General features: G+C 72.0%; 17 protein-coding genes. 13 read left to right on the forward strand and 4 right to left on the reverse strand.

From position 1 onward, the window contains the following. Positions 1-33: 33 nt before the first annotated feature. The 12 genes from AB0F17_RS37095 (at position 34) to AB0F17_RS37150 (ending at position 19,639) form a co-directional block, all read left to right on the forward strand. On the forward strand, positions 34-1,242 hold the full coding sequence (locus AB0F17_RS37095; RefSeq protein WP_358032565.1) for an ABC transporter substrate-binding protein: 1,209 nt from the start codon (positions 34-36) through the stop codon (positions 1,240-1,242). Position 1,243: 1 nt separating this feature from the next. Next, on the forward strand, positions 1,244-2,200 hold the full coding sequence (locus tag AB0F17_RS37100; protein WP_358032568.1) for a sugar ABC transporter permease: 957 nt from the start codon (positions 1,244-1,246) through the stop codon (positions 2,198-2,200). Further along, complete coding sequence (locus tag AB0F17_RS37105; protein WP_358032571.1) at positions 2,197-3,039, forward strand: carbohydrate ABC transporter permease; 843 nt, start codon at positions 2,197-2,199, stop codon at positions 3,037-3,039. The genes AB0F17_RS37100 and AB0F17_RS37105 overlap by 4 nt, the downstream gene beginning before the upstream one ends. An 11-nt stretch (positions 3,040-3,050) precedes the next feature. Then, entirely contained in the window at positions 3,051-5,033 is a 1,983-nt protein-coding gene (locus AB0F17_RS37110; protein WP_358032573.1) for a beta-galactosidase, read from the forward strand. Positions 5,034-5,217: 184 nt separating this feature from the next. Then, the gene (locus AB0F17_RS37115; protein WP_358032576.1) at positions 5,218-6,900 is read left to right on the forward strand and encodes an ABC transporter substrate-binding protein; all 1,683 of its coding nucleotides are present in this window, start codon (positions 5,218-5,220) and stop codon (positions 6,898-6,900) included. A gap of 6 nt (positions 6,901-6,906) precedes the next feature. Then, positions 6,907-7,842 carry an ABC transporter permease gene (locus AB0F17_RS37120; RefSeq protein ID WP_358032579.1) on the forward strand — a complete coding sequence of 312 codons (936 nt, stop codon included), beginning with the start codon at positions 6,907-6,909 and terminating at the stop codon, positions 7,840-7,842. Next, positions 7,842-8,837 (forward strand): ABC transporter permease, encoded by a 996-nt coding sequence (locus tag AB0F17_RS37125; RefSeq protein WP_358032582.1) that lies wholly within the window; start codon positions 7,842-7,844, stop codon positions 8,835-8,837. Before AB0F17_RS37120 ends, AB0F17_RS37125 begins: the two co-directional genes overlap by 1 nt. Further along, entirely contained in the window at positions 8,834-9,658 is an 825-nt protein-coding gene (locus AB0F17_RS37130) for an ABC transporter ATP-binding protein (protein WP_358032585.1), read from the forward strand. The genes AB0F17_RS37125 and AB0F17_RS37130 overlap by 4 nt, the downstream gene beginning before the upstream one ends. Continuing rightward, the gene (locus tag AB0F17_RS37135; protein WP_358032588.1) at positions 9,655-10,479 is read left to right on the forward strand and encodes an ATP-binding cassette domain-containing protein; all 825 of its coding nucleotides are present in this window, start codon (positions 9,655-9,657) and stop codon (positions 10,477-10,479) included. The genes AB0F17_RS37130 and AB0F17_RS37135 overlap by 4 nt, the downstream gene beginning before the upstream one ends. After that, positions 10,476-11,759 carry an alpha/beta fold hydrolase gene (locus AB0F17_RS37140; RefSeq protein WP_358032590.1) on the forward strand — a complete coding sequence of 428 codons (1,284 nt, stop codon included), beginning with the start codon at positions 10,476-10,478 and terminating at the stop codon, positions 11,757-11,759. The genes AB0F17_RS37135 and AB0F17_RS37140 overlap by 4 nt, the downstream gene beginning before the upstream one ends. Beyond that, positions 11,752-13,065, forward strand: a complete 1,314-nt coding sequence (locus AB0F17_RS37145; RefSeq protein ID WP_358032593.1) for an aminopeptidase P family protein — start codon at positions 11,752-11,754, stop codon at positions 13,063-13,065. Before AB0F17_RS37140 ends, AB0F17_RS37145 begins: the two co-directional genes overlap by 8 nt. A gap of 100 nt (positions 13,066-13,165) precedes the next feature. Continuing rightward, positions 13,166-19,639, forward strand: a complete 6,474-nt coding sequence (locus AB0F17_RS37150) for a tetratricopeptide repeat protein (protein WP_358032596.1) — start codon at positions 13,166-13,168, stop codon at positions 19,637-19,639. A 42-nt stretch (positions 19,640-19,681) separates the two neighbouring features. On the opposite strand, the gene AB0F17_RS37155 is transcribed toward AB0F17_RS37150, so the two are convergent. From AB0F17_RS37155 to AB0F17_RS37170, 4 genes are read right to left on the reverse strand one after another with little or no spacing between them, the layout of a single operon-like run. Beyond that, entirely contained in the window at positions 19,682-21,328 is a 1,647-nt protein-coding gene (locus tag AB0F17_RS37155) for a RecQ family ATP-dependent DNA helicase (protein ID WP_358032599.1), read from the reverse strand. Between the two features lie 51 nt (positions 21,329-21,379). Further along, complete coding sequence (locus AB0F17_RS37160) at positions 21,380-21,799, reverse strand: DUF6221 family protein (protein WP_358032602.1); 420 nt, start codon at positions 21,797-21,799, stop codon at positions 21,380-21,382. Beyond that, positions 21,796-22,197 carry a YchJ family metal-binding protein gene (locus tag AB0F17_RS37165; RefSeq protein ID WP_358032605.1) on the reverse strand — a complete coding sequence of 134 codons (402 nt, stop codon included), beginning with the start codon at positions 22,195-22,197 and terminating at the stop codon, positions 21,796-21,798. Before AB0F17_RS37165 ends, AB0F17_RS37160 begins: the two co-directional genes overlap by 4 nt. Positions 22,198-22,227: 30 nt before the next feature. Further along, the gene (locus AB0F17_RS37170) at positions 22,228-22,917 is read right to left on the reverse strand and encodes a sulfotransferase family protein (protein ID WP_358032608.1); all 690 of its coding nucleotides are present in this window, start codon (positions 22,915-22,917) and stop codon (positions 22,228-22,230) included. 112 nt (positions 22,918-23,029) lie between these two features. Here AB0F17_RS37170 and AB0F17_RS37175 point away from each other — a divergent pair, with 112 nt between their 5' ends. Continuing rightward, positions 23,030-24,541, forward strand: coding sequence for an AMP-binding protein (locus AB0F17_RS37175; protein WP_358032612.1), 1,512 nt, complete (start codon positions 23,030-23,032; stop codon positions 24,539-24,541). The last annotated feature ends 68 nt before the right edge of the window (positions 24,542-24,609 follow it).

The raw sequence follows: 24,609 nt of genomic DNA on the forward strand, positions 1-24,609 counted from the left end.
TGGTCTGGCCATCCCCCCGATGAGGAGTAGACAATGAGCCGAGCAGTCGTCCGAGGAGCCGCGGTGGCGGTACTCGTGGCCGGGCTCGCCGCCTGCGGCGGCGGCCAGGGGTCGGGCAATGAGAAGACGCTCACCTTCTGGATGTACCAGGACCGCACACCGCAGGCCGGTCAGGTCATCGAGAAGGTCCGCAAGGACTTCGAGAAGGCCAACCCCGGCGTCACGGTCAAACTCGTCAAGATCCCCAAGGACGACTACAACACCAAGCTGGGCGGCGCCGTGGCCGGCAAGAGCGCGCCCGACGCCGGGATCCTCGACCAGCCCCTGGTCTCCAAGTACGCGCTGGACGGCACGATCAAGGAGGTGCCCGCCGGGCTGATCGACGAGAGCGCCTTCTACAAGGGCGCGCTCGACACCAACCGGGCCGGCGGCAAGCTCTACGGCCTGCCCGCCGACCAGACCTGCGTGGCGCTGTTCTACAACAAGAAGCTGGTCCCGGCGCCGCCCAAGACCTGGGACGAGATGAAGGCGACGGCCGCCCGGGTGCACCAGGCCGACGCCGGCGTGGCCGGGATGAACGTGCCCAAGGGCGACGGCTACGGCGCCTGGATGTTCCCCGGCATCGTGCACGGCGCGGGCGGCCAGATGGTCGACGACGCGGGCAAGAAGGTGCTGTTCGACCAGCCGCCGGCCGTCGAGGCGCTGCAGCTGTGGGTGGATCTGCTGAAGTCGTCGCCGCGCAAGATCACCGACTCGGACAAACCCTTCGAGAACGGCCTGGCCGCCATGACGATCTCCGGGCCGTGGGACGTGCCGACGATCCACGAGCAGTTCCCCGACCTGGACTTCGGCGTGGCGCCCCTGCCGTACAAGAGCGAGCCGGCGGGCAACATCGGCGGCGAGGACTCCGTGGTCTTCTCCACCAGCAAGAACGCCGACCTGGCCTGGAAGTGGCTGGCGTTCCTGACCGACGCCCAGAACAACGGCGTCATCGCCGACGCGTTCGGCGGCTTCCCGGTCAACCTCAAGGCGCAGGTCGTCGCCGCCGGGCCCGAGCAGGCGGCGTTCCTGGAGCAGCTCAAGGTGGCGCACGCCCGGCCGGCCGTGCCGCAGTGGATCCAGGTCAACGACGAGATCATCGCCCCGGCCCTGGAGTCGGCGCTGACCGGCAAGGCCACCGCCCAGCAGGCGCTGACCGACGCGGCGGGCAAGACCCGGTCCCTGCTGGGCTGGACCGGCTGAGGTGACGGCACCCGTACTGGAGGGCCGGAAGGAGGTGGCGACCCGTCCCAGGAGGCGCCCGCGCCGCCGCACGAACGACCGCCTGGTGGGGTGGCTCCTGGTCACCCCCGCGGTCGCCTACTTCGCCGTCTTCCTGCTGTATCCGGCCCTGTCGGCGCTGTACTACAGCTTCACGGACTGGAACCTGCGCTCGGCGGCCTCCTGGGTGGGACTCGCCAACTACGCGGACCTGATGTTCGACGACGTCAAGTACCCGCACTTCTGGAAGTCCGTGCAGGTCACCCTGCAGTACACGCTGATCGCCGTGCCGCTGACAATGGTGGCGGCGCTGGTGCAGGCGCTGCTGGTGAACGCGGTCCGGCGCGGGGCGAACCTGTTCCGGCTGCTGCTGTTCCTGCCGGTGGTGACGGCCGAGGCGGCGGTGGGCGCGATCTGGCGCTGGCTGTACGACCCGCAGTACGGCCTGATCAACTCGGTGCTCGGCCTGGTCGGCATCCCCGGCCAGAACTGGCTGAACACCCCCGAGCTGGTCATCCCCGCCCTGGCGTTCATCTCGGCCTGGCAGTGCGGCATCTCGATGATCATCTATCTGGCGGGCCTGAAGGGCATTCCGGGGACCATCCGCGAGGCGGCGATCATCGACGGGGCGGGGCCGTGGCAGCGGTTCTGGCGGGTGATCGTGCCCATGCTCCGCCCGACCACGTTCTACCTGCTGGTGACGGGCGTGATCGCGGCGCTGCAGGTGTTCGGGCTGGTGTACGTGATCTTCTCGGGGTCGGGGCGGAGCGTCACCGGCGGGCCCGAGCAGTCGGGGCTCAGCTACGTGCTCCACCTGTACCTGTTCGCCTTCCGCTACGACGCCATGGGCGCCGCCTGCGCGATGTCGTTCATCCTGCTGATCTTCATCATGATCATCACCGCTCTGCAGTTCAGGTTCGTCAAGCAGGAGGCGTCATGACCAGGGCCCGCAAGGCGTCGATCTACGTCGCCCTCGTGCTGCTGGCGGCCGTGTCGGTGGTGCCGTTCCTGTGGATGCTGGCCACCTCCTTCAAGCACGGCCACGACATCTACACCAAGGTGCCGAACCTGCTGCCCGTGGACCGCAAGACCGGCGAGTGGGCGGCGACGCTGGAGAACTACGACTACGTCCTGAACGTCGGCGGGCTCGGCCGGGCCTTCGTCAACAGCGTGTGGGTGTGCCTGGTCCTGGTGCCCGCCAAGCTGCTCATCGACGCGCTGGCCGCCTACTCCTTCGCCAGGATCCCGTTCCCGGGCCGCGACAAGCTGTTCGTGGTGCTGCTCGGCGGCATGATGGTGCCGACGATCACGCTGCTGGTGCCGCGTCTGCACATCACCCAGGCGCTCGGCATGTTCGACTCCGGGTGGGGGCTCATCGTGCCCAACATCGCCTCGGTGCTCGACATCTTCCTGCTGCGGCAGTTCTTCCTGTCGCTCCCGTCCGAGCTGGAGGAGGCGGCGCTGATCGACGGCGCGAGCCGGATGCAGATCTTCTGGCGGATCGTGCTGCCGCTGTCGAAGCCGGTGCTGGCCGTCGTGACGATCACCAGCTTCCTGTTCCACTGGAACGACCTGGTCTGGCCGCTCGTCGTGCTCAACGACCCGGACCTCTACACCCTGCCGCTGGCGCTGCAGCAGCTCGTGGCCAGCCCTGACGGCGGCCGGGCGTACTACATCATGGCGGGCGCCACGCTCGCCGTCATTCCGGTGATCGGGGTGCTGCTGGTCTTCCAGCGCCGCATCCTCCAGGGCATCGCCTTCACCGGGCTCAAGGCATGAGGAGTGTGAGCGTGTCCATCGAGTTCCGCGACGGGGTCGCCGTGGTCGACGGCGAGCCGCGGGTGCTCGTCACCGCCGACTATCCCTACTACCGCGACGATCCCGCCGTCTGGGCGGAGCGGCTGCGGGCCGTACGCGACGAGCTGGGCATCGAGGTGATCACCTGTTACCTGCCCTGGCGCCACCACCAGCCCGAGCCGGGCACGGCGCCCGACTTCACCGGCGCGACCCATCCGTCCAGGGACGTCATCGGCTTCCTGGCGCTCTGCCGGGACCTCGGGCTGAAGGTGGTGGCCAAGCCGGGCCCGTTCATCCACGCCGAGGTCACCTACGGCGGGCTGCCCGACTGGGTCTGCCCCGACGCCGACCCGGCGATCGAGGCGCTGCTCGACGCGTCGGGCGCCCCCTCCCGCTGGTCGGACTCGCCCGCCCACGTCCCCGGACGCCCGCTGCCCGCGCCGCTGGGCGCCGTCTTCCTGGCCAGGGCCGGCGAGTGGCTGTCGGCGGTGGGCAAGGAAGTGCTCGTGGACGGCGGCCCGGTCGTCGCGCTGCAGATCGCGAACGAAGGCATCTACACCAGCGGCGCGCTGCCCCTGACCGCCTACGACTACAGCCCGTCCGGGCTGGCCTTCTTCCGTGACCGGCTGCGGGCCTGGTACGGCACGCTCCAGGCGTACAACCGCGTCCATCAGACGTCGTTCGGCGGGTGGGCGGAGATCGAGCCGCCGCGCCCGTCCGGGTCCGGTCCGCGGGCGAAGGCCGACTGGGGTCGCTGCCACGCCGAGTACCTGGCGGCGGTCTACCGGGTCTCGGTGCGGGCCGTCGGCTCGGAACTGCCCGTGGTGGTCAACCTCAACCCGCCGACCGTGGCGGAGCTGGACGACTGGCTGGCCCGCGTCCGCCCCGAGCTGTGGGACGGCATCTCCTACGGCTTCACCAACTGGATGGGCGTCGTCTCGGCCGACCCCGACGCGCAGGCCCGTTACGTGATCGCGGCCAAGCGCGCCCCCGGCCCCAACATGGAGGAGAACTGGGGCTTCTCCCAGCTCTACGACCCCGCCTACGTCGACGCGGCGACGAGCTTCCACCAGAGCCTGCTCGCCCTGGCCGCCGGGGCCACCGGCGTCAACGTCTACACCGGGGTGTCCACCTCCGGCTGGCCGCCCGACCTGGACTCCGCCCACACCGGCAGCTATCCCGACTGCGCGCCGATCGCGGCGGACGGCTCGGCCTCGGCGAAGGCACCCGTGGTCCACGCGCTGGCGGGCTTCTTCGCGCGCCACGGAGCCGAGTTCCTGGAGTGCATCCCGGTGACGTCGGAGGCTTTCGGGCTGTACCTGCCCTATGCCGGGATCGCCGCTCTGTCGGGCGCCGACGGCCCGCAGTGCGGCCGGACGCTGCGCGCCTTCCACGACCGGATGCGGGCGCGGTGCCGCGACTACGCGCTGCTCGACCTGGAGACGGTCACGCCGGATCGGCTGGCCGCCTTCGCGACGGTGACCGTGCCCGGCGGGCCCTTCATGCACCGTCACGTGCAGCGGCTGCTGGCCGGCCATCTCGCCCGCGGCGGCCGGGTGCTGGTGGACGGCCCGGTGCCCACGCTCGACGAGAACATGGAGCCCTGCTCGCTCTTCCGCCCCTCCGAGCCGCTGCCCGCCACACCCGGCCCGCTGTCCATCCTGTACGGCCGGGCGGACGCGTTCCTGCGCAGCCACCCGGACCGGGACGTCCACTACCTCACCGTGCTCGTCCAGGACGAGCAGGACGGCCCGGTCGGCGTGCGGACCCCGCTCGGGGACGTCGAGGTCGTGGCCGCGCGGGGCGGGGCGGCGGTGCTCCGCCTGACCGATGGCGAGCTCGGCGACCTGGTGGTGAAGGGCGTCAACGGGTGGCTGGACTCCTCGGTGGCGGCGAGCGCCACGTTCGCGGGCCGCACGGTGGCCGCGCCGCACCCCGCTGACCTGGTACGGATCGCGGGGCGCCTCCTGAATTAGACCATTTCCCGGTTTACGGTCTGGTTACGGTCGATGAATTCCTCGCCGCAACCCTTTGCAGTCAACCCGGCAGACACCTATGGTTCAGTGCAATGCCACACATTACTGACGAACCGACGGTGGCCGAACGGCGTCGCGCGGGACGGATGGCTGGCTGTCGAGGGATCTTCAGAAAGAAGGCGACATGAGGAGATCGGCTGCGCTTTCGGGCGTCGCGGTGACCACCGTGCTGGCGCTCGCGGCCTGTGGAGGCGGCGGCGGCGCCGCGACCACAACGGGGTCCGGGTCATCAGCGAAGGCGGCCGCCACGGGTGGCACCGTGCACTTCCTGGTCAAGGCGGACTTCTCCCACCTGGATCCCGCGCGCGGCTGGGACGGCGGCGTCAACAACTTCTTCCGGCTCATCTACCGGGGCCTGACCGCGTTCGGCGCGGGCCCCGGCGCGGAGAGCACGAAGATCGTGCCCGATCTCGCCACCGACACGGGCAAGCCGTCCGACGGCGCCAAGACCTGGACCTTCACCCTCAAGGACGACCTGTTCTTCGAGGACGGCACGCCGATCAACAGCGAGGCGGTGAAGTTCGGCGCCTCGCGCGGATTCGACCCGGAGGCCGGGATCGGCTCGCCGTACGCCAAGCTGCTCCTCGACGCGCCCAAGGACTACAAGGGGCCCTACCTGTCCGGTGACCTCGACACGATCGAGACCCCTGACGCCAAGACCATCGTCTTCCATCTCAAGAAGCCGTTCGCCGACTTCCCCAGCGCGCTGGCCATGGCCAACTTCACCCCCTTCCCCAAGGGGACCGGCGCGGCGGCCGCGTTCGACACCAAGCCGATCGCGTCGGGGCCGTACAAGCTGGCGAGCTACCAGCGCGGCTCCTCGCTCAAGCTGGTGCGCAACCCGCAGTGGAAGGCCACCACCGACACCGTCAGGGCGGCCAAGCCGGACGCCTGGGAGTGGACGTTCGGGCTGGACCCGGCCACCATCGACGAGCGCATGCTGGCCGGGCAGGGCGCCGACGCCGACGCCGTCGGGGGCACGATCCAGGCGGCGACCGTGGCGCGGGTGCAGACTCCACAGCTCAAGGCGCGCTCGCTGAGCGGGCTCAACGGCTGCACCACCTACATGGGCCTGAACACCACCAAGAAGCCGCTGGACGACGTACGGGTGCGCCAGGCCATCAATTACGCCATCAACAAGGACACCGTGGTGGCCGGGATGGGCGGTACGAGCCTGGCGGCCAAGGGCACCTCCATCCAGCCGCCGACGGTCGCCGGCCGGGTGGACTACGACCCCTATCCCACCGACGTCGAAGCCGCCCGCAAGCTGCTCGCCGAGGCGGGCCAGGCCGACGGCTTCACCCTCACCCTCGACACCCGGCCGGACGCGAAGATGTCGGCGGTCGCCGTGGCCATCCAGGAGGCCCTCAAGGCCGTGAAGATCGAGGTGAAGATCAACAACATCGACACCTCCACCTACTACGAGGTGATCGGCACGCCCGCGCAGCAGCACGACGCGGCCGTCACCGGCTGGTGCCCCGACTGGGCCTCCGGCGCGACGTTCCTGCCGCCGCTGTTCGACGGCCGGAACATCACCGACAAGGGCAACGCGAACCTCGCCCAGATCAACGACAAGGCGATCAACGCGCGCATCGACGAGATCGCCGCGATGCCCGACGTCACGGCCGCGAACGCCGCCTACGGCGAGCTGGACAAGCAGATCATGAAGCTGGCGCCGATCGTGCCCCTGGCCTACGAGAAGTACGTCCTCGTCTCGGGCGCCAACATCGCCGGCGCGTACCAGTCCGCCTCGTTCTCCGGCGGCATCGATCTGGTCTCCGTCGGACTGGCCAAGCCGACCAAGTAGCCGACCATGACCACAACCACTCTCCCTCCGGCGGGCGCCCCCGTGGCGCCCGCCACCTCGGCCCGGCGGGTCGCGGGCGCGCTGCTGCACGACTGGGCCGCCGTACTCGCCGGCGCCTTCCTCGTGCTGATCCTGCTGATGGCGATCTGCGCGCCGCTGATCTCCGCGATCACCGGCCACGGGCCGAACGACTTCGACAGTGCCGCCATCGACACCGACCTCGGCGGGCTGCCGCGCGGCTCGCTGGGCGGGATCAGCGCCGGCCACCCACTCGGCGTCGAGCCGCAGAACGGCCGCGACATCCTGGCCCGCATCGCCTACGGCGCGCGCGTCTCGCTGCTGATCGCCGCCGCGGCCACCGTGCTCACCACCCTGCTCGGGGTGGTGCTCGGCATGCTGGCCGGCTTCTACCAGGGCTGGGTCGACCAGGTGATCTGCCGGATCATGGACTTCCTGATGGCCTTCCCCGCCCTGATCTTCATGATCGCGATCCTGTCCACGCTGCCGTCGGGGAACCGGCCGGTGCTGCTGGTCGTGGTGATCAGCGTCTTCGGCTGGCCCTACCTGGCCCGGGTGGTGCGCGGACAGACGCTGACGCTGGTCAACAGGGAGTTCGTCGAGGCCGCCCGGGCCTCGGGCGCCTCCACGGGGGCCCTGGTGTTCAAGGAGATCCTGCCGAACCTGCGCAGCTCACTGATCGTGATGACGACGCTGTCGGTGCCCGGCTACATCGGCACCGAGGCGGGGCTGTCGTTCCTGGGCGTCGGCGTCGCCCCGCCGACCCCGTCATGGGGGCAGATGATCTCCAGCTCGGTGGGGTGGTACGCCGTGGACCCGATGTACTTCGCGGTGCCCGGCGCCTTCCTGTTCTGCACCGTGCTGTCCCTGACCGTGCTCGGGGACCGCCTGCGTGCCGCCTTCGACGCCGGGGAGGCCTCCTGATGGCCCGTTATCTGGCCGGGCGGTTCGCCGGGATCGTGCTGATCCTGTTCCTGATCTGCCTGTTCACCTTCCTCATCTTCTTCACGCTGCAGCCGGATCCGGCGGTGATGATCTGCGGAAAGACGTGCACACCCGAGCGGATCGACCAGATCCGCGCCGTGCTCGGGCTCGACCGGCCGTTCTTCGCCCAGTTCTGGACGTTCCTGGCGGGCATCTTCGCCGGACGGGACTACGGCTCGGGACCCAACCTCGTCCACTGCGCGGCCCCGTGCCTGGGCTACAGCTTCCAGACCAGTCAGTCGGTCTGGCAGATGGTCCTGGACCGGCTGCCGGTCAGCGCCACCGTCGCGATCGGCGCCGCGGTGCTCTGGCTGCTGGTCGGCATCGTGGCCGGGCTGGTCAGCGCGGTCAAGGAGGGCACCTGGTGGGATCGCGCCGCGATGGGGCTGGCGCTCGGCGGATCGAGCATCCCCAACTACGTGCTGGCACTGGCGCTGCAGTACGTGCTGGTGGTGTGGCTGCAGATCCTGCCCTTCCCGTCGGCGGTCGCCTTCTCCGACGGCCCTGCGCTGTGGTTCCAGTCGTATCTGATGCCGTGGGTCGTGCTGGCCACCGGCTACGCCTGTCTCTACGCCCGGCTGACCAGGGCCAACGTGATCGACACGCTGGCCGAGAACTTCATGCGCACGGCCCGGGCCAAGGGGCTGTCCCCCGCGCTCACCCTGCGGCGGCACGCGCTGCGGCCCGCGCTCACCCCGATCGCCACCATCTTCGGCATGGACTTCGCGGCCCTGCTGGGCGGCGCCCTCATCACCGAGACGGTCTTCGGCCTCAACGGGGTCGGCAAGATGGCCGCCGACTCCATCGCCAAGAACGACCAGCCGGTGATCATGGCGGTGACGCTGCTCGCCGCGTTCTTCGTGGTGGTGGGCAACGTGGTGGTGGATCTCGTTTACACCAGGCTGGACCCGAGAGTGAGGATCACCGCGAAATGAGCGACCTGCTTGTCGTGGAGGACCTCACCGTCACCTTCCCCACCACGCGGGGACCGGTGGACGTGGTCAAGGACGTCTCCTTCACCGTCAGGAGCGACGAGACCGTCGGCATCGTGGGCGAGTCCGGTTCCGGCAAGTCGATGACCAGCCTCGCGATCATGGGGCTGCTGCCCCGGGGCGCCGTGACCCGGGGCAGCATCCGGCTGGACGGCACCGAACTGCTCGGCCGGGCCGACAAGGACCTGCGCCGGATCAGGGGGGACCGGATCTCGATGGTCTTCCAGGACCCCCTGTCGTCGCTGAACCCGTACTACACCGTGGGCCTGCAGATCGAGGAGGTCTACCGGGCCCATCGGGGGCGCTCGCGCAAGGCGGCGCGCAAGGTCGCGATCGAGGCGCTGGAGCAGGTGGGCCTGCCCGATCCGGAGCGGCGGGTGGACTACTACCCGCACCAGTTCTCCGGCGGGCAGCGGCAGCGCGTCATGATCGCGATGGCGCTGGTCTGCTCTCCCGCCCTGCTCATCGCCGACGAGCCGACCACCGCCCTCGACGTGACCGTGCAGGCGCAGATCCTGCGCCTGCTCGCCGACCTGCGGCGGCAGAGCGGCACCGGGATGGTGTTCATCACGCACGACCTGGCGGTGATCAGCTCGATCGCCACCCGCGTCCTGGTGATGCGCCGGGGCGAGCAGGTCGAGTACGACACCACCGAGCAGGTCTTCTCCGGGCCGCGGCACGCGTACACGCGCATGCTGCTGGACAGCGTCCCGCGCATCGACGACTCCCCCATGGACCCCCCCGACGTCGAGGTGATGTCATGAGTGAGCCCTTGCTGAGGGCGAGCGAGCTGACCAAGCGGTTCGTCACCCGCGGGCCGCTGGGCCGCAGGAGCGAGTTCACCGCGGTCGACCGGGTCAGCTTCGACGTCCGGCTCGGCGAGACGCTGGCCGTGGTGGGCGAGTCAGGCAGCGGCAAGTCGACGACCGCCCGCATGGTGGCCCGGCTGATGGAGCCGAGCGCGGGCACCCTCGCGTTCGAGGGCGAGGACATCACCACCGCCAAGGGGACCGCGCTGGCCCGCTACCGCGCCAACGTGCAGGTCGTCTTCCAGGACCCGTACTCCTCGCTCAACCCCCGCCACACGGTCGAGCGCATCCTGATGGCGCCGCTGGTGTACCAGGGGATCCCGCCGAGCGGCGGGAAGCGGGCGCACGCCCGGGAGCTGATGGAGCGGGTCGGGCTCGACCCGGACCACTCCCAGCGCTACCCCGCGCAGTTCTCCGGCGGTCAGGCCCAGCGGATCGGCATCGCCCGCGCGCTGGCCGTGAACCCCAAGCTGGTCATCTGCGACGAGGCGGTGTCCGCCCTGGACGTCTCGGTGCAGGCCCAGGTCATCGAGCTGCTGCGGCGGCTGCAGGCGGAGAGCGGCTTCAGTTATGTCTTCATCGCCCACGACCTGGCGGTCGTCCGGCAGATCGCGCACCGGGTGGCGGTCATGAGCGAGGGCAGGATCGTCGAGCAGGGCCCGTGCGCCCAGGTCTTCGGCGACCCCCAGGACCCGTACACCCGTGCGCTGCTGGCCGCCATCCCCCGCATCAATCCCGAATGGGACCGCAGGCGCCGTGAAGGGAGTCTCCGTTGACCACGTACACGATCCCCGGGATGCGCGTGCGCGACCACGTGGTGCGGGTGCCCCTCGACTGGTCGGACCCCGGCGGGGACACGATCACGGTGTTCGCCCGGGAGCTGGCCGATCCGGTGCGGGCCGCCGAGGACCTGCCGTGCCTGCTGTACCTGCAGGGCGGTCCCGGCGGCAAGGGCCCGCGCCCGATCGGCACGAACGGCTGGCTCGGCCAGGCGCTCAAGACGCACCGGGTGATCCTGCTCGACCAGCGCGGCACCGGCCGCAGCTCCAGGATCGACGGGCGGGTCATCAGCGCGTTCGGGAGCGCGCGGGCGGCCGCCGAACATCTCGCCCGCTTCCGGGCCGACTCGATCGTCGCCGACGCCGAGCACCTGCGGACGACCGTCTTCGGCGGCCGTCGCTGGGAGACGCTGGGCCAGAGCTACGGCGGCTTCATCACGCTGACGTACCTGTCGAAGGCGCCGCAGGGACTGCGGGCCTGCTACGTCACCGGCGGCCTGCCCGCCCTGGAGCCGGACGCCGCCGAGGTCTACCGGCGCACCTATCCCCGCGTCGCGGCCAAGAACGCCGAGTTCTACCGCCGCTACCCGCACCACCGGGAGACCGTGACCCGCCTCGCCGACCGGTTGTCGGCCGGGGACGTCCTGCTGCCGGACGGCGACGTGCTCACGGTGCGCCGGCTGCAGTCGCTCGGCATCGACTTCGGCATGAAGCCGGGGTACGAGCGCATGCACTGGCTGCTCGACGAGGCACTCGACGGCGAGCACCCGACGGAGACCTTCCTGCACCAGGTGCTGGCCCGCTCCTCCTACAGCGACAACCCGCTGTTCGCCGCGCTCCAGGAGAGCATCTACGGCTCGGGCCCGGGCGCCACCGGCTGGGCCGCCGAGCGCGAGCGCGCCCGCCATCCCGGCTTCGCGGAGTCGGCCAGACCACTGCTGTTCACCGGGGAGATGATGTATCCCTGGATGTTCGAGGAGATCCGCGGGCTGCGCCCGTTCCGCGCGGCCGTGGAGTCGCTGGCCTCGCGCACGGACTGGCCGCCGCTCTATGACCCGGCACGGCTGGCCGCCAACGAGGTGCCGCTGTCCGCCGCCGTCTACTACGACGACATGTACGTGGATTCCGGCCTGCAACTGGACACCGCCGCCCGGATCGGCAACGCCCAGGCGTGGGTCACCAACGAGTACGAACACGACGGCCTGGGCGAGGACCGCGTCTTCGCCAGGCTGACCGGACTGGTGCGGGACCTCGGAGGAGGCATCACAGGTGACTGACGACCACAAGCCGCCGAAACTTATCGATATCCCGGCGTTCGCCGACTACATCGGCAAGGGCTGGGACATCCCCGACCGCACCCCGCCCGTCGTCCCCGGCGCCGCCGAGGCCGCCGCCGCCCACCGGTTACGGCTCGCCGCCGCGCTCCCCGGCCGGACCGTCGTGGCGTCGGCGGGCCGGGCCCCGGTACGCAGCAACGACACCTCCTACGACTTCCGCCCCGGCAGCGACTTCTACTGGCTGACCGGCTGCGTGGCCGAGGACGCCGTGGCGGTGGTCAGGGACGGCGACGCGGTCGTGTACCTGCCCGTCCCCGCCTATCCGGGCGAGCAGGGGTTCTTCGCCGACGCCGCCCGAGGAGAGCTGTGGGTGGGCGCGGCCCCCGGTCTGGGCGAGTGGTCGGCGGCGCTGGGCGTCGAGGTCAGGGCGCTGGCGGACTTCGACGGCACGGTCTCCACCGATGAGGACGTCGCCAGGACGCTGGCCGAGCTGCGCATGATCAAGGACGCCTGGGAGATCGGCCAGCTCCGGGAGGCGGTGGACCGGACGGTCGAGGGCTTCGCCGCCGTGCTCGCCGAGGTCCCGGCCGCGATAGCCGGGGCGGGCGAGCGCTGGCTGCAGGGCACGTTCGACCGCTACGCCAGGGCCTACGGCAACGGCCCCGGCTACGCGTCGATCGTGGGCAGCGGCCCGCACGCCCCGACCCTGCACTGGGTGCGCTGCGACGGCCCGGTGCTGCCGGACGAGCTGCTGCTGCTCGACATGGGCGTGGAGGTACGCAGCCACTACACCGCGGACGTCACCCGCACCTTCCCCGCCTCCGGCACCTTCTCCCCCGCCCAGCGCCAGGTGCACGACCTGGTCGAACGGGCGCACCGGGCGGCACTCGCGCAGGCCGCCCCCGGCCACCGGTTCACCGACTTCCACCACGCCGCCATGGAGGTCATCGCGCACGGGCTGGACGACTGGGGCATGCTGCCCGTCTCGGTGGACGAGGCGCTGTCGGAGCGCGGCCAGCACCACCGCCGCTACCTGATCTGCGGCATCGGCCACCATCTCGGGCTGGACGTGCACGACTGCGCCAAGGCCACGCCCGAGGCCTATCACGGGGCGTTGATCGAGCCGGGCATGGTGTTCACCGTCGAGCCCGGCCTGTACTTCCACGCCCACGACCAGACCGTGCCGCCCGAACTGCGCGGGATCGGCGTGCGCATCGAGGACGACCTGCTGGTCACGGCGGACGGCACCGAGGTGCTCTCCGCCGCGCTGCCCCTCTCCGCGAGCGGCCTGGAGAACTGGCCATAAAACCGCGAATGATACGAAACCACAGAAACTCCGAAGCCTGATCGTGTACGTTCCATCGTTTGCACGGCACTGATCACATTCCGGCAGTAGGGGTTAAGGCATGTCCTCGTGGCCCGAGCGGCTCGAAACGGCGATCGGCATGTGGCGGCAGGGGGACCTGGACGGCGCGGCGGCGGTGCTTCGGGAGGTCGTGGTCTCCGGCGACGGAACCGTCGCCCCCGAAGCCTCGCATCTGCTCGGCCTGCTCCTGCAGGACAGGGGTGATCTGGAAGGCGCGCGGGCGGCGCACCGTTCGGTGATCGCCTCGGGGCACCCGGTGTTCGCGCAGCGCTCCGCGATCTCCCTCGGCCTCCTGCTGGTCGACACCGAGCAGTGGGCGCTGGCCTGCCGCCCGCTGCGGCTGGCCGCCACGGGTGCCGACGCCGACCTCTCGGTGATGGCCGACGTCGCCCTCGTACGCGTGCTGCGCGGGCTCGGCGACCTCGACGGCGCCGCCGAGGCGCTGGCGCGGGCCACGCGCAGTGACCACCCCGGGATCGCCGAGCTCACGGAGGGCCTGGAGGACACGCGGTGGCCGGAGGACGGCGGCGAGCGCGAGCGCCAGGCCTGGGACGCCTTCGACGCGATCACCGGGCTGCTCGATGACGAGGACTACGACGGCGCCAACGACGAGATCGTTCTGACCGGCCTGAACCAGATGCTCGCCCAGGGGATGCCCGAGCTCTGCTCCCAGGCGGCCGTCGAGCTGTATTCGATCTACGCGGACCGCAGGGAGTTCGAGGACTGCCGCCGCGTCATGGAGCACGCGATCGCGGTCGGCGATCCGGCCGAGCGCGGCGTGGCCGAGAAGCTGCTCGGCGCGGTCCTGTTCGACCTGGGCGAGCTCGTCGAGGCCCGGGACGCCTACCGGCGCGCGGCCGAGGATCACCGCCCGGAGGTCCGGCTCGACGCGCTCATCCAGGAGTCGAAGTTCACCCGCGAACTCGGCGACGAGGAGGGCGCCCGGGCCATCCTGTGGCGCGTGGTCGAGTCGGGCCACCCGCGGTTCGCCCTGGAGGCGCGGGCCTGCCTGGGACAGGTGTACTCCGAGGCCGGTGAGGTGGACGAGGCGGTCGCCTGCTGGCGGGTGGTGCTCGGGAGCGACTCGGAGTTCCATCAGGGCGCTGTGGCCTGCCTGGGCCTGCTGCTGCACGGGCTGGCCGGGGACGACCCGCGGCGGGCGGAGGTCGTCGCGCTGCTCGGGCAGGCCGCCGAGCTCGACGACTCCGACGTGGCCTTCCAGGCGCAGATGACGCTCGCGTACGCCGAGGGCGCCGTACGCGGGCCGGACGAGGCGCTGGAGCAGGCCGTCGACGACTGCGACGCCGCCCTGGAGCTGATCCGCGCGGACGACCTCGCCCAGGCCCGCGAGCTGCTGCGCCGGGTGATCGACGCCGGCATCCCGCTCCAGTCCGCGCGCGCCTGCGCCATGCTGGCCACCCTCGAGTACGGGGAGGGCGACGTGGAGCAGGCGTACGAGCTGCTCGAGTACGTCGCGGACGGCGAGGACTACGTCAACGGCTTCGCCGCCGCCGTGAACCGGCACCTCATCGCCGAGATCGGCGCCCCGCATCCGATGCTCGCCGCCCTGGTCGGCTATCAGCGGCTCGGCCGCGAGGCCGGGATCGCGGCCTACCAGGAGTGCGCCGGGCATCCGGACCCGGCCGTGTCCGCGCTGGCCAAGAGCATGCTCGCGCAGGTGTACGTGTCGCTCGGGGTGCCGCGTTCGCAGGGGATCGAGCTGCTCGGCGAGGCCGCCGCGGCCGGCGATCCGCTGGCGCTCTCGCACGCCGCCGTCATCTCCTCGATCATCCGTGACGGCGACCAGGACGAAGAGTTTGTCGAGCTGCTGCGCCGCGCCCACGTGCACGGCCATCCGGCGCTGGCGCCGTGGGTGGCCCAGGCGCTCGGCACGGCGCTCGAAGGCCAGGACGACACCGACGGAGCCCTGGCCGCCTACGCGGCCGCCTGCGAGCATCCGGGCCTGAGCGCCGAGGCCGAGGCGAAGCAGCTCCACATCCTGGAGAACCGTCGCGACCTGCCTGGCGTGGCGGCCGTACACGAGCGGATCATGGCCCGCGGCGACCGGCTCCGGGCGGGGCGCAGTGCCTGGCTGCTCGGGTTCACCCGGGTCCGCATGGACGACTTCGAGGCCGCGCGCCACGCCTTCGACCAGGTCGGCGAGGACCATCCGGAACTCGCCGACGACGGCGTGTTCGCGCGCGGGCTGCTCGGCCACGACTTCGCGGGCGCCTCGGCCGTGCTGACCGCCGTCGGGGATCGCGGTGACGACCATCGCTCGTTCATGAACACCTGGCTCATGCTGGAGGCCGCCCACGCCTGGCAGCGCGCCGGGGACGGGACGGCCGCCGACGCGGCGCTGTCCCTGGCGATGGCGTGCGGCCACCCAGAGCGCGTCCAGGAGGCCGCGCTGTACCTCGGCGCGCTGCGCAACGACGGGGGCGACCACGCCGGCGCCGCCGAGGCGTGGACCGTCGCCGCCGACGGGGACAACGAGCACAACGCGATGCTGGGCGCGAAGGGGCTCGGTGAGGCACTGGCCTCGCTCGGCGACCTGGCCGGCGCCGCCACGGCCTACCGGCGGGCACTGGACGCCCTGGACCCGGACGACGACGACTACGTCCGGCTGCTGGACGTCCTGACCGGGGTACTCGTGGCCGCGGGCCGGGTGGCCGAGGCCCGGGAGCTCCAGGTGTCCGCGACCGGCGACGGGCCGCACGTGCATCTGGTGATCGGCGCCGCGCTCGAAGAGGCCGGCGAGCTCGACGCGGCTGCCGCGCAGTACGAGCAGGCGATCAACGGCGAGCCCGACGCCGAGCCCGGCTTTGAGCCCGGTGCTGGTTTCGGCACCGAAGCCGACTCTGAGACGGACACCGAGGTCGCTGCCACGGCGGGCGTCATGCTGGCCCGGCTGCTCGGCCGCCGGGGCGAGGCGGGACGGGCCGCCGAGGCCGCCGCACGGGCCATCGCCTCCTTCGAACGGCTCGCCGCGGCGGGTGACGCGTCCTCCGGGGAGAACATCCCGCTCATCGCGTACGAACTCGGCGACTACCTGACCGAAGCCGGAGACACCGAGGGCGCGCGCACGGCGTACGAGCGGGCCGCCACCGCGGACGACCCCTCCATCCGGCTGCCCGCCAAGGAGCGCCTGGGCACCGCGAGCCCGAAGGAACTGGCCATGCTCCGGCTGCACGAGAACGACCGGGCGGGCGCACTGGAGCTTTTCACCCAGGCGTACGGCTCACCGGAGGTCGCCGAGCTGCACATCACGCTGTCCGAAGGCAATCTCACGGAGGTCGGCCCCCTGCTGGAGCGCACGACGGCCGTCAAGCGGGCAGAGGCGACCGACCTCGTCCTGGGTGCCGCGCTGAAGCAGTTGCGCGCCGGCGCGGACGGCGCCCGCGAGCTGTACGAGCTGGTGCTGGAGTTCGGCACGCCCGAGCAGGTGGCCATCGCCTGCGACAACTTCGGCCTCGCCTACGATCTGGCCGGAGACACCGACGCCGCCGGCGAGACGCTCACGCTGGGCGCGGCCGTCGATCATCCGGCCGCGCTGACCTGCCTGCGCCGCCTGCTCGGCGTACTGGCGCTGCAAGGGGACGTCGACGCCCTGGAGGCGGCCGCGCGGCGCGCGGCCGGCAGTGGGGACCCCGAGACGGTCACCCTGGGCGTCTGGACGCTGGGTGACGTGGCCAAGGCCCGCGGCGACCTCGCGGGGGCGGCGGCGGGCTACCGCGAGGCGATCGAGGGCGCCGACCCTGACGCCGTCTCCTACATCCGGGTCGAACTCGGCCAGGCACTTCACCAACTCGGCGACACGACGGCCGCGCACCGCGAGATGGAAGCGGTGCTGACCTGCGACAACCCCGGCCAAGCACTGCTCGCGGGCATCCACCTGGGCGCCTGGCTGGCCGAGGACGGGCGGCTCGCGGGCGCCGCCGAGGCGTTCGGCGCCGCCGCGGCCGCCGGTCTGCGCCATCCGGCTCCGGGTGAGCACGACCGCGAGTACCACGGGATGGCCCTGAACAACCTGGCCGCCGTCGCCGACGAGGCCGCCGAGGCGGGCGACCACACCGTGGCCGTCCGCGCGCTGCACCTGGGGGCCGCGGGCGGGGCGCACGACGACGCCGTACAGCTCGCCAAGGAGCACGCGTCGGCCGCCGCCGAGCGAGGCGACCTGGACGCCGTCCGCACGTACTTCAAGGGCGCCGCCGCCTTCCCCCCGGACGGCGACCCGCGCCTGCTGCTGGAGCTCGCCGAACTCCTCACCGAGCACGGCGCCCCGGCCGAGGCCCGCGCGCTGCTGGAGCCGCTCACCACCGCGGACGACCCGCGCGTACGGCTGGCGGCGACCACACAACTGCTGCCGCTGCTCAAAGAGACGGGCGAGGAGCACCTGGCCCTGGAACTCGCCGCCCGCGCCGCCGGCCACCCGTCCCCCCAGCCCCTGCCGGAGACCGGGCAACCCCCGGCCCAAGAGGATGTCGAAGCCGCAACCCCCCTGATCGGCGCGCACCCCGAACAGGACATCGTCGTCCCCGCCGGGCTGCCGGGCAGCACGGTCGAGGTCGAGGACGACGAGCCGAGCCGGGCCGAGCTGTTCTCGATCCTCGAGGCGTACGGCGACGAGGAAGGCCCGAGCACGCTCGACTCCCTGCGCCGGCTGATGCGCAACCAGTCCGGCACCCCCACCGCGGGCGCCGCTGGGCGGCAGGTCATCCGGGCCGCCCGCGAGAGCGTCGACGACGACCCCGCCGAGGCGCGCGCGATGCTGGAGCTGGTCGTCGCGTACGGCGATCCGGAAGAGGTGGCCGCCGCCTACGACGACCTCGGCGACATCTCCTGCTATCACGACGACATGGAAGCCGCCATCGCCGCCTACCGCAAGGGCTCCGAGGTCGATCATCCGGCCGCGCTGGCCCCGCTGCGCAGCCTGATGCGGGCGCAGTTGCAGGTGAAGGACTTCGACGGCGTCGCGGCGACCGCCCAGCGCGCGGTGACCAGCGGCGACATGGAGACGATGGCCGCCGGTTACTGGATGTGGGGCGACGCGCGCCGGCACCGCGGCGACACCGACGCCGCCGTACGGCTGTACCGGCAGGCCATCGGCATGGAGTGCGCCGAGCTCAGCCCGCGGATCCGCGTCGACCTGGCCCGTACGCTGCGCGACCGTGGCGAGGGCGAGGCGGCCCGCGCCGAGCTCGGCAGCGCGGCCGAGATCGGCGACACAGATGTCCGCGCGCAGGCGGGCAACCTGCTCGGCAAGTGGGCGTTCGAGGACGGCGACCTGGCGGCCTCGGCCGAGGCGTTCGGCCGGGTGGCCGCCATCGAGGTGCGCCCGGACGACCCTGACCTGCTGTCGGAGCTGGTGGAGATGGCCGCCGACAACGTGATCGTGGTCGCCAACCGGGCCTTCACCGAGGGCGACCACCAGGTGGCGGTCCGCGCACTGGCGCTGGCCGCCCGGGCGGGCGAGGCGCAGGAGGCGCTCAAGGTGGCCGGGAAGCGCGCCACCGAGCTGGCCGAGGCGGGCGACCGCGCGAGCGCGGTGCTGTACATCGAGAGCGCCGTGGGCTTCCTGCCCGATCCCGACCCCGACCTGGAGATCCAGCTCGCCGACCTGTACGCCGCCGCCGGCGAGGTCGCCGAGGCGCGGGCCAGGTACGAGCGGCTGGTCGACCACCCCGACGCCCACGTACGGCTGGTCGCCGGCGGCCGGCTGGTCCCGTTGCTGCGCGTGGCGGGAGACGCCGCCGGCTTGGCGGACGTCACCCAGCGCTTGACGGACGACTCCGCCGCGACCGAGCTGGACCCGGGCGCGCAGGCCCTGCTGGCCAGCGTGCTGGGCCTGATGCAGAACGAGCACGGCGACAGTGAGGGCGCGCTGCGCACGTTGCGCCAGGCCGCGGCGAGCGGCGAGCCCGCCGCCCTGGTCACGCTGGGGCAGGCGCTGGTGGACGCGGGTGAGGTCGAGGAGGCCCGCGAGGTGCTGGGCCGCGTCGCCGACGTGGACAGCAGGCTCAGCCGCCGCGCCCTGGTCCTGCTCGGCCAGACCTATCACGACGAGGACGCGGGACGGGCCCGCGAGCTGTACCTGCGCGTCGTGGAGCTGGCGGGTGAGGCCGGCAGCATGGCGACGGTGGTCGCCAAGATGTACCTGGGGGCGCTGGCCAAGCGGGACCGTGACTGGCCCGAGGCGCTGCGCTGGTACCAGCAGGTGATCGACTCGGGCAACGAGACGCAGGCGCCCCTGGCGGCCGCGCACCTGGGCGAGCTGGCGTACTGGCTGGGCGATCGCGGCTCGGCGGTGCGCTACTACGAGCTCACCCTGGCCACCGACACGCGGCAGCCCGACCTGGTGGGCGAGGCCGCGTACCGGCTGGGCGAGATCCGGCACGGCGACGGCGACCTGGACCTGGCCAGAAAGCACCTGCGGCGAGCGGTCGAATCCGGCGACGAAGGCTTCGCCGCCCAGGCCCGGACCCTGCTCGCCGAGCTCGGCGAGGGAGCCTGACGCGGCGGACAGCGGCGCCGGCCCACACCCGAAGTCAGGCCGTCAGACCCGCTGGGCGAGGCGCAGGACGCCCTCCACCGCGCCCAGGGAGAGCGTCTTGTAGCCCACCGAGTCGAACAGCACCGTGATCCGGTCCGGCTCGCGGCGCATGACCGTCCCGTGCCCCCACGCGTTGTGCTCGACCTTCGCGTGCAGCGGGAACGGCCCGTCCCCGGTCGCGATGGGCTCCGCGCCGTCCCGGCAGGTGTCGCAGGTGCGGCAGGCCGCGTCGTACGGCTCGCCGAAGTACTCCAGCAGGAAGCGGCGGCGGCACCCGGTCGTCTCGGCGTAGCCGCGCATCATGTCGATCCGCGAGTCGTCGACGCGATGGCGGATCTCGTCGAGCTCGACCGCCCGCGCGGCGGCCCGCTCCGGCGGCGGGCCGCCGCGCGCGTAACGCAGGTCGCCGGAGTCGGTCACCGTCACCGCCTCGGCCTGTTCCAGCAGGTTGACCAGGCTCGTCAGCTGCGAGGCGCTCACCTCCAGCAGGGCGCGCAGTTCGGTGACGGGTACGGTGCCGCCGTGCTCCTTCACCAGGGTCGCCACCCGCAGTAACGCCGCCGCGTCGGCCCGGCCGCTGGCGAAGAAGCGGCGCAGACCGAGATCCTCCGAGCGGTAGAACAGCACGGCCGTGGCGGGCCCGCCGTCGCGGCCCGCCCGGCCGATCTCCTGGTAGTAGGCGTCGGGCGACTCGGGCGGCGCCGCGTGCAGCACGTAGCGGACATCGGGCCGGTCGATGCCCATCCCGAACGCCGACGTGGCCACCACGGTGTCCACCTCGCCCGCCGTGAAGAGCCCGTGGACGCGGGTCCGTTCGGCCATCCGCATTCCGGCGTGGTACGGCTCGGCGTGGCGGCCCAGCCCGGTCAGCAGCGCGGCGTACTCCTCGGCCTCGCGCCGGGTGGCGACGTAGACCAGGCCGAGCCCGGCGAGGGACGCGGCGTGCTCGGCCAGGGCCTGGCTCTTGTCGTCGTCGCTGACGAACCGGCGCACCTCCAGCCGGATGTTGGGCCGGTCGAACCCGCGCACGATCTGCACCGGGTCCTTCAGGCCGAGGGAGCGGACGATCTCCTCCCGGACGTTCGGCGCCGCCGTGGCGGTCATCGCCACCACCGGCGGGTGCCCCAGGCGCTCGATGGCCTTGCCCAGCCGCAGGTAGTCGGGGCGGAAGTCATGCCCCCATGAGGAGACGCAGTGGGCCTCGTCGACCGCGATGAGCGACGGCTTGGCCTTGGCGAGCTGGGCGACGACGTCGGGCTTGGCGAGCTGCTCGGGAGACAGGAACACGAACTCCGCCTCGCCCGCCGTGACCTTCTCCAGCCCCGCCTTGACCGAGGAGGTGGAGTTGACCGCCACGGCGCCGCCCGCGTCGGCCTTCTGCAGGCCCAGCACCTGGTCCCGCTGTAAGGCGATGAGCGGCGAGACGACCACAGTGGGACCGTCGCGCAGCTGCGCGGGCACCTGGTAGACCGCCGACTTGCCGGCGCCGGTCGGCATGACCAGCAGCACGTCACGTCCGTCGAGCAGGTGTTCCATCGCCTCCTGCTGGCCCGGCCGCAGGTCCTGCCAGTCGAACGTCTGCCGGGCCGTCGCCCGCAGCCGCCGTCCTCGCCGCCCGAACCTGCTGTTGAGCCTCGCCAATAATCCCATGCGCCCCTCCTGGTCGTGCGCGGCCAGTACCCACGGGCGAGCTCACCGAACTCAGCGCGGCACCCATTCGGGCAGCCAGCCCGGACGGTGGCGGTAACCATAGGCCAGGAGCCGCAGAATGTCGCAGGCCGAACCCCGGTCACAGGTCTCACCATGGCCGTGCCCGGCGAGCAGCCGCAGCTCGGCCGCGCAGCGGGCCATCACGTCACGGGGATCGTGGCGGGCGATGTGCACGGCGTCCCTCATGGACGGGCCGTCACCGGCATCGCCGGTGATGCAGACCGCGCCCCGGAAGGCCGACGGGTCACCGAAGCCGACGAACTCCTGCCCGTTGGTCATGGTGACGAAGTCCTCGCCGTCGTACCACTCCCTGACGGGGTCGTAGGACCACGGGCCGGGCGTCGCCGCCTCGGCCGTCGTGTTGTCGGCCTCGATCGTGGCGCGGAGCCAGGACAGCAGATCGCCGGTCAACGCTCGGCCCCGGTGTAGGTCCAGCTACCCTCGTGCCGGACGAAGCGGCTGTGCTCTTCCATGCATCCCGTCTCGCCGTGGTCGGTGTAGTGGGCACGGAAGCGGACGGTGCCCTCGGTGTGGAAGACGGTGCCCCCGGTGGTCTCGAGGATCTCCAGGCGGGTCCAGCGCGTCGCCCGGTCCAGGTCGAGGCGTGGCGGGCGGGCCGCCGGATGCCAGGTGCGCAGGAGATATCCGGCATCGCCGAGGCTGAAGGCGCTGAATCGGGACCGCATGAGCGCCTCGGCCGTGGGCGCGGCGGCCAGGCCGCGGTGCAGCCGCCCGCAGCACTCCCGGTAGGTCACCGGCAGCCCGCACGGGCACGGGGCGGAGGCGGGTTTCGCGTCACGTCGGGGCACGCCTCTCATTCTGCCTGCTGCCGAGGACCTTCAGCGCCCGCGGAGTATCAGCCGCAACTGCCGGCCCGGCCGCTTGCGGTGGAACGCCGCCCGCTCGTTGACCTGGGGAAAGGGCTCGTCCGGTACGGGGACCCCGAGGAACGCGCACAGCGGCCCCCAGCCCTCCCTGACCTCGAAAACCAGCAGCCGCCCGGCCGGGATCGTCGCCCGCACCTCGGCGACGTGCCGTTCGAAGACCTCCACGACGTACGCGGGGTCGTCGATGCGGCCGTCGAAGATCCGGTCCATGACGGTCGCCCTGGCCATGCGCGGATAGAGGGCGAAGTCCGGCACCCGGTGCGCCACCAGCCAGCGGATGATCCGGCGGCGCAGCGGCAACGGGCGGCGTTCGGCCAGGGCGCTGGCGAAGATGGTGTCACTGACGCTGTCGTACCACCGCCGCGGGTCGCGGACGGTGAGGACGACCTTCGCCTCGGGGTAGTGCTCGGCCAGCTCCCGCCAGTAGGAGGCGGCGGGCCAGTCCACCGCCGACCGGAAGCCGGCGAACATCTCGTCCCAGTCGCGGGCGCGGCCCTCGCCGACGTCGAGCCACTGGCGGACCCGGAACGGCTCCGCGATGACCGTGGACATGTGGTAGCAGGGGCCGTACCCCAGCATTTCCAGCGCCGCCCTCAGCGACGCCGTGCCCGTTCTGCCGAAACCCGCACCGATCACCTTCACATCGCGCTCCCGTCTCTGATCGGTCTCTGATGTGCGCTGCCTAACGTCTCGGTGGGACGACAAGCCGGTTATATGACCAATAAACGATCACTGCAAGGGTGAGGAGCCGATCATGTTGTTCCCGCATCCCCTTCTCGACGCGCTGCGGGACTCGCCCGGGAGCCCGGCCTTCGAGCACGGTTCCCGGACCGTGTCGCGTGGTGAACTGCTGGAGCTGATCCGGCGGCTGGCGGGCGCGCTGGCCGAGGCCGGGCTGGGGCCCGGCCGGGGCGTCGCCGTCCGGACCGGCGTCTCGCCGGAGGCGTTCGCCGGGCACCTGGCCGCGCACGCGCTCGGCTGCCGCGTCGTGGGCGTCCGGCCCGGGTACCCGGCCGGACAGCTCGCCCATGTGCTCGGCATGGAGATCGACGCCCTCCTGGTCGATGGGTCGACCGCGACGCCCGAACTGCTCACGGCCGCCGGGCCGCTTCCCGTGCTGCCGTTGGAGGAGCTGCTGGCCCGCCCCGACGACGGCCGGCCCCTCACCGTCACGGCCCGCCCGGACGACGTGGCCGCCCTGACCTTCACCAGCGGCAGCACCGGGCAGCCCAAGGGCTGCGCGATCACCTACCGCGCGCTGAGCGAGCACTGGGCGTGGCAGCCCCGCGTCTGGGGCCCGGTCGCGGCCGAACTCGCCGCCGCCTTCGAGCGCTACCTGCTGTTCGGCACCCTGGCCAGCATGGTCGTCCTGGAGTTCCTGGCGCCGTGCCTGCTGGGCGGCGGCACGGCGGTGATCCCCGAGGACGACGGGCGGCCCGTCTTCCCGTACGCGATCGAGCGCTACCGGATCACCGGCTCCATCATCACCGTGCCCCGGCTGTACCAGATGCTCGGCCTGCTGCGCGATGAGGCGGTGGACGTCGGCAGCCTGCGCGCGCTGATGGTCTCCGGGTCGCCGATCAGCCCGTCCCGGCTGGCGGACGCGGCGAAACGGCTCGGTCCCGTGATCTGCCAGGGGTACGGCCAGACCGAGGCGGGCAATATCGCGATGCTCACGCCCGACGACATCGCCCACGGCCCGGCCCGCCTGCTGGCCTCGGTCGGCCGGCCGCATCCGGGCGTCGAGATCAGCGTCCGGGACGAGGAGGACCGGGAGGTGGCCGCAGGCGGGACCGGCGAGATCCACGTACGCAGCCCCTACCTGATGTCCGGCTACTGGGGGCAGCCGGAGGAGACCCACGACACGCTGCGGGACGACGGCTGGCTGCGCACCCGCGACCTCGGCCGCCTGGACGAGGAGGGCTACCTGTACCTGGTCGGCCGGACCCGCGATGTGATCATGGTCAATGCGATGGTGGTGTACGCCGGGCCGATCGAGCAGGTGCTGACCGGGCATCCCGACGTGGACGAGGCGTACGTGGCCGGGGCGCCGGACGAGCTGACCGGGGAGGCCGTCCACGCGTTCGTGGTGCCGGCCGCCGGGCGCGATCCGGACCGCGATGCGCTGATCGCCCTGGTCCGCGCCGAGCTCGGCGCGGACAGCGTCCCCCGGACGATCACGGTGGTGTCCGCCGTCCCGGTCGCCGCGAGCGGCAAACCGGACAAGCGCGCCCTGCTGGACCGGCACGACGGGCGGATGTTCTGAGCATTCTCTGAGAATTGCCGGCCAACACTGCTGTTGTCCCTTCAACCACATCGCTGTGACGGAGGCAT

Source organism: Nonomuraea sp. NPDC026600, from assembly GCF_040638335.1.
Taxonomy (GTDB): domain Bacteria; phylum Actinomycetota; class Actinomycetes; order Streptosporangiales; family Streptosporangiaceae; genus Nonomuraea.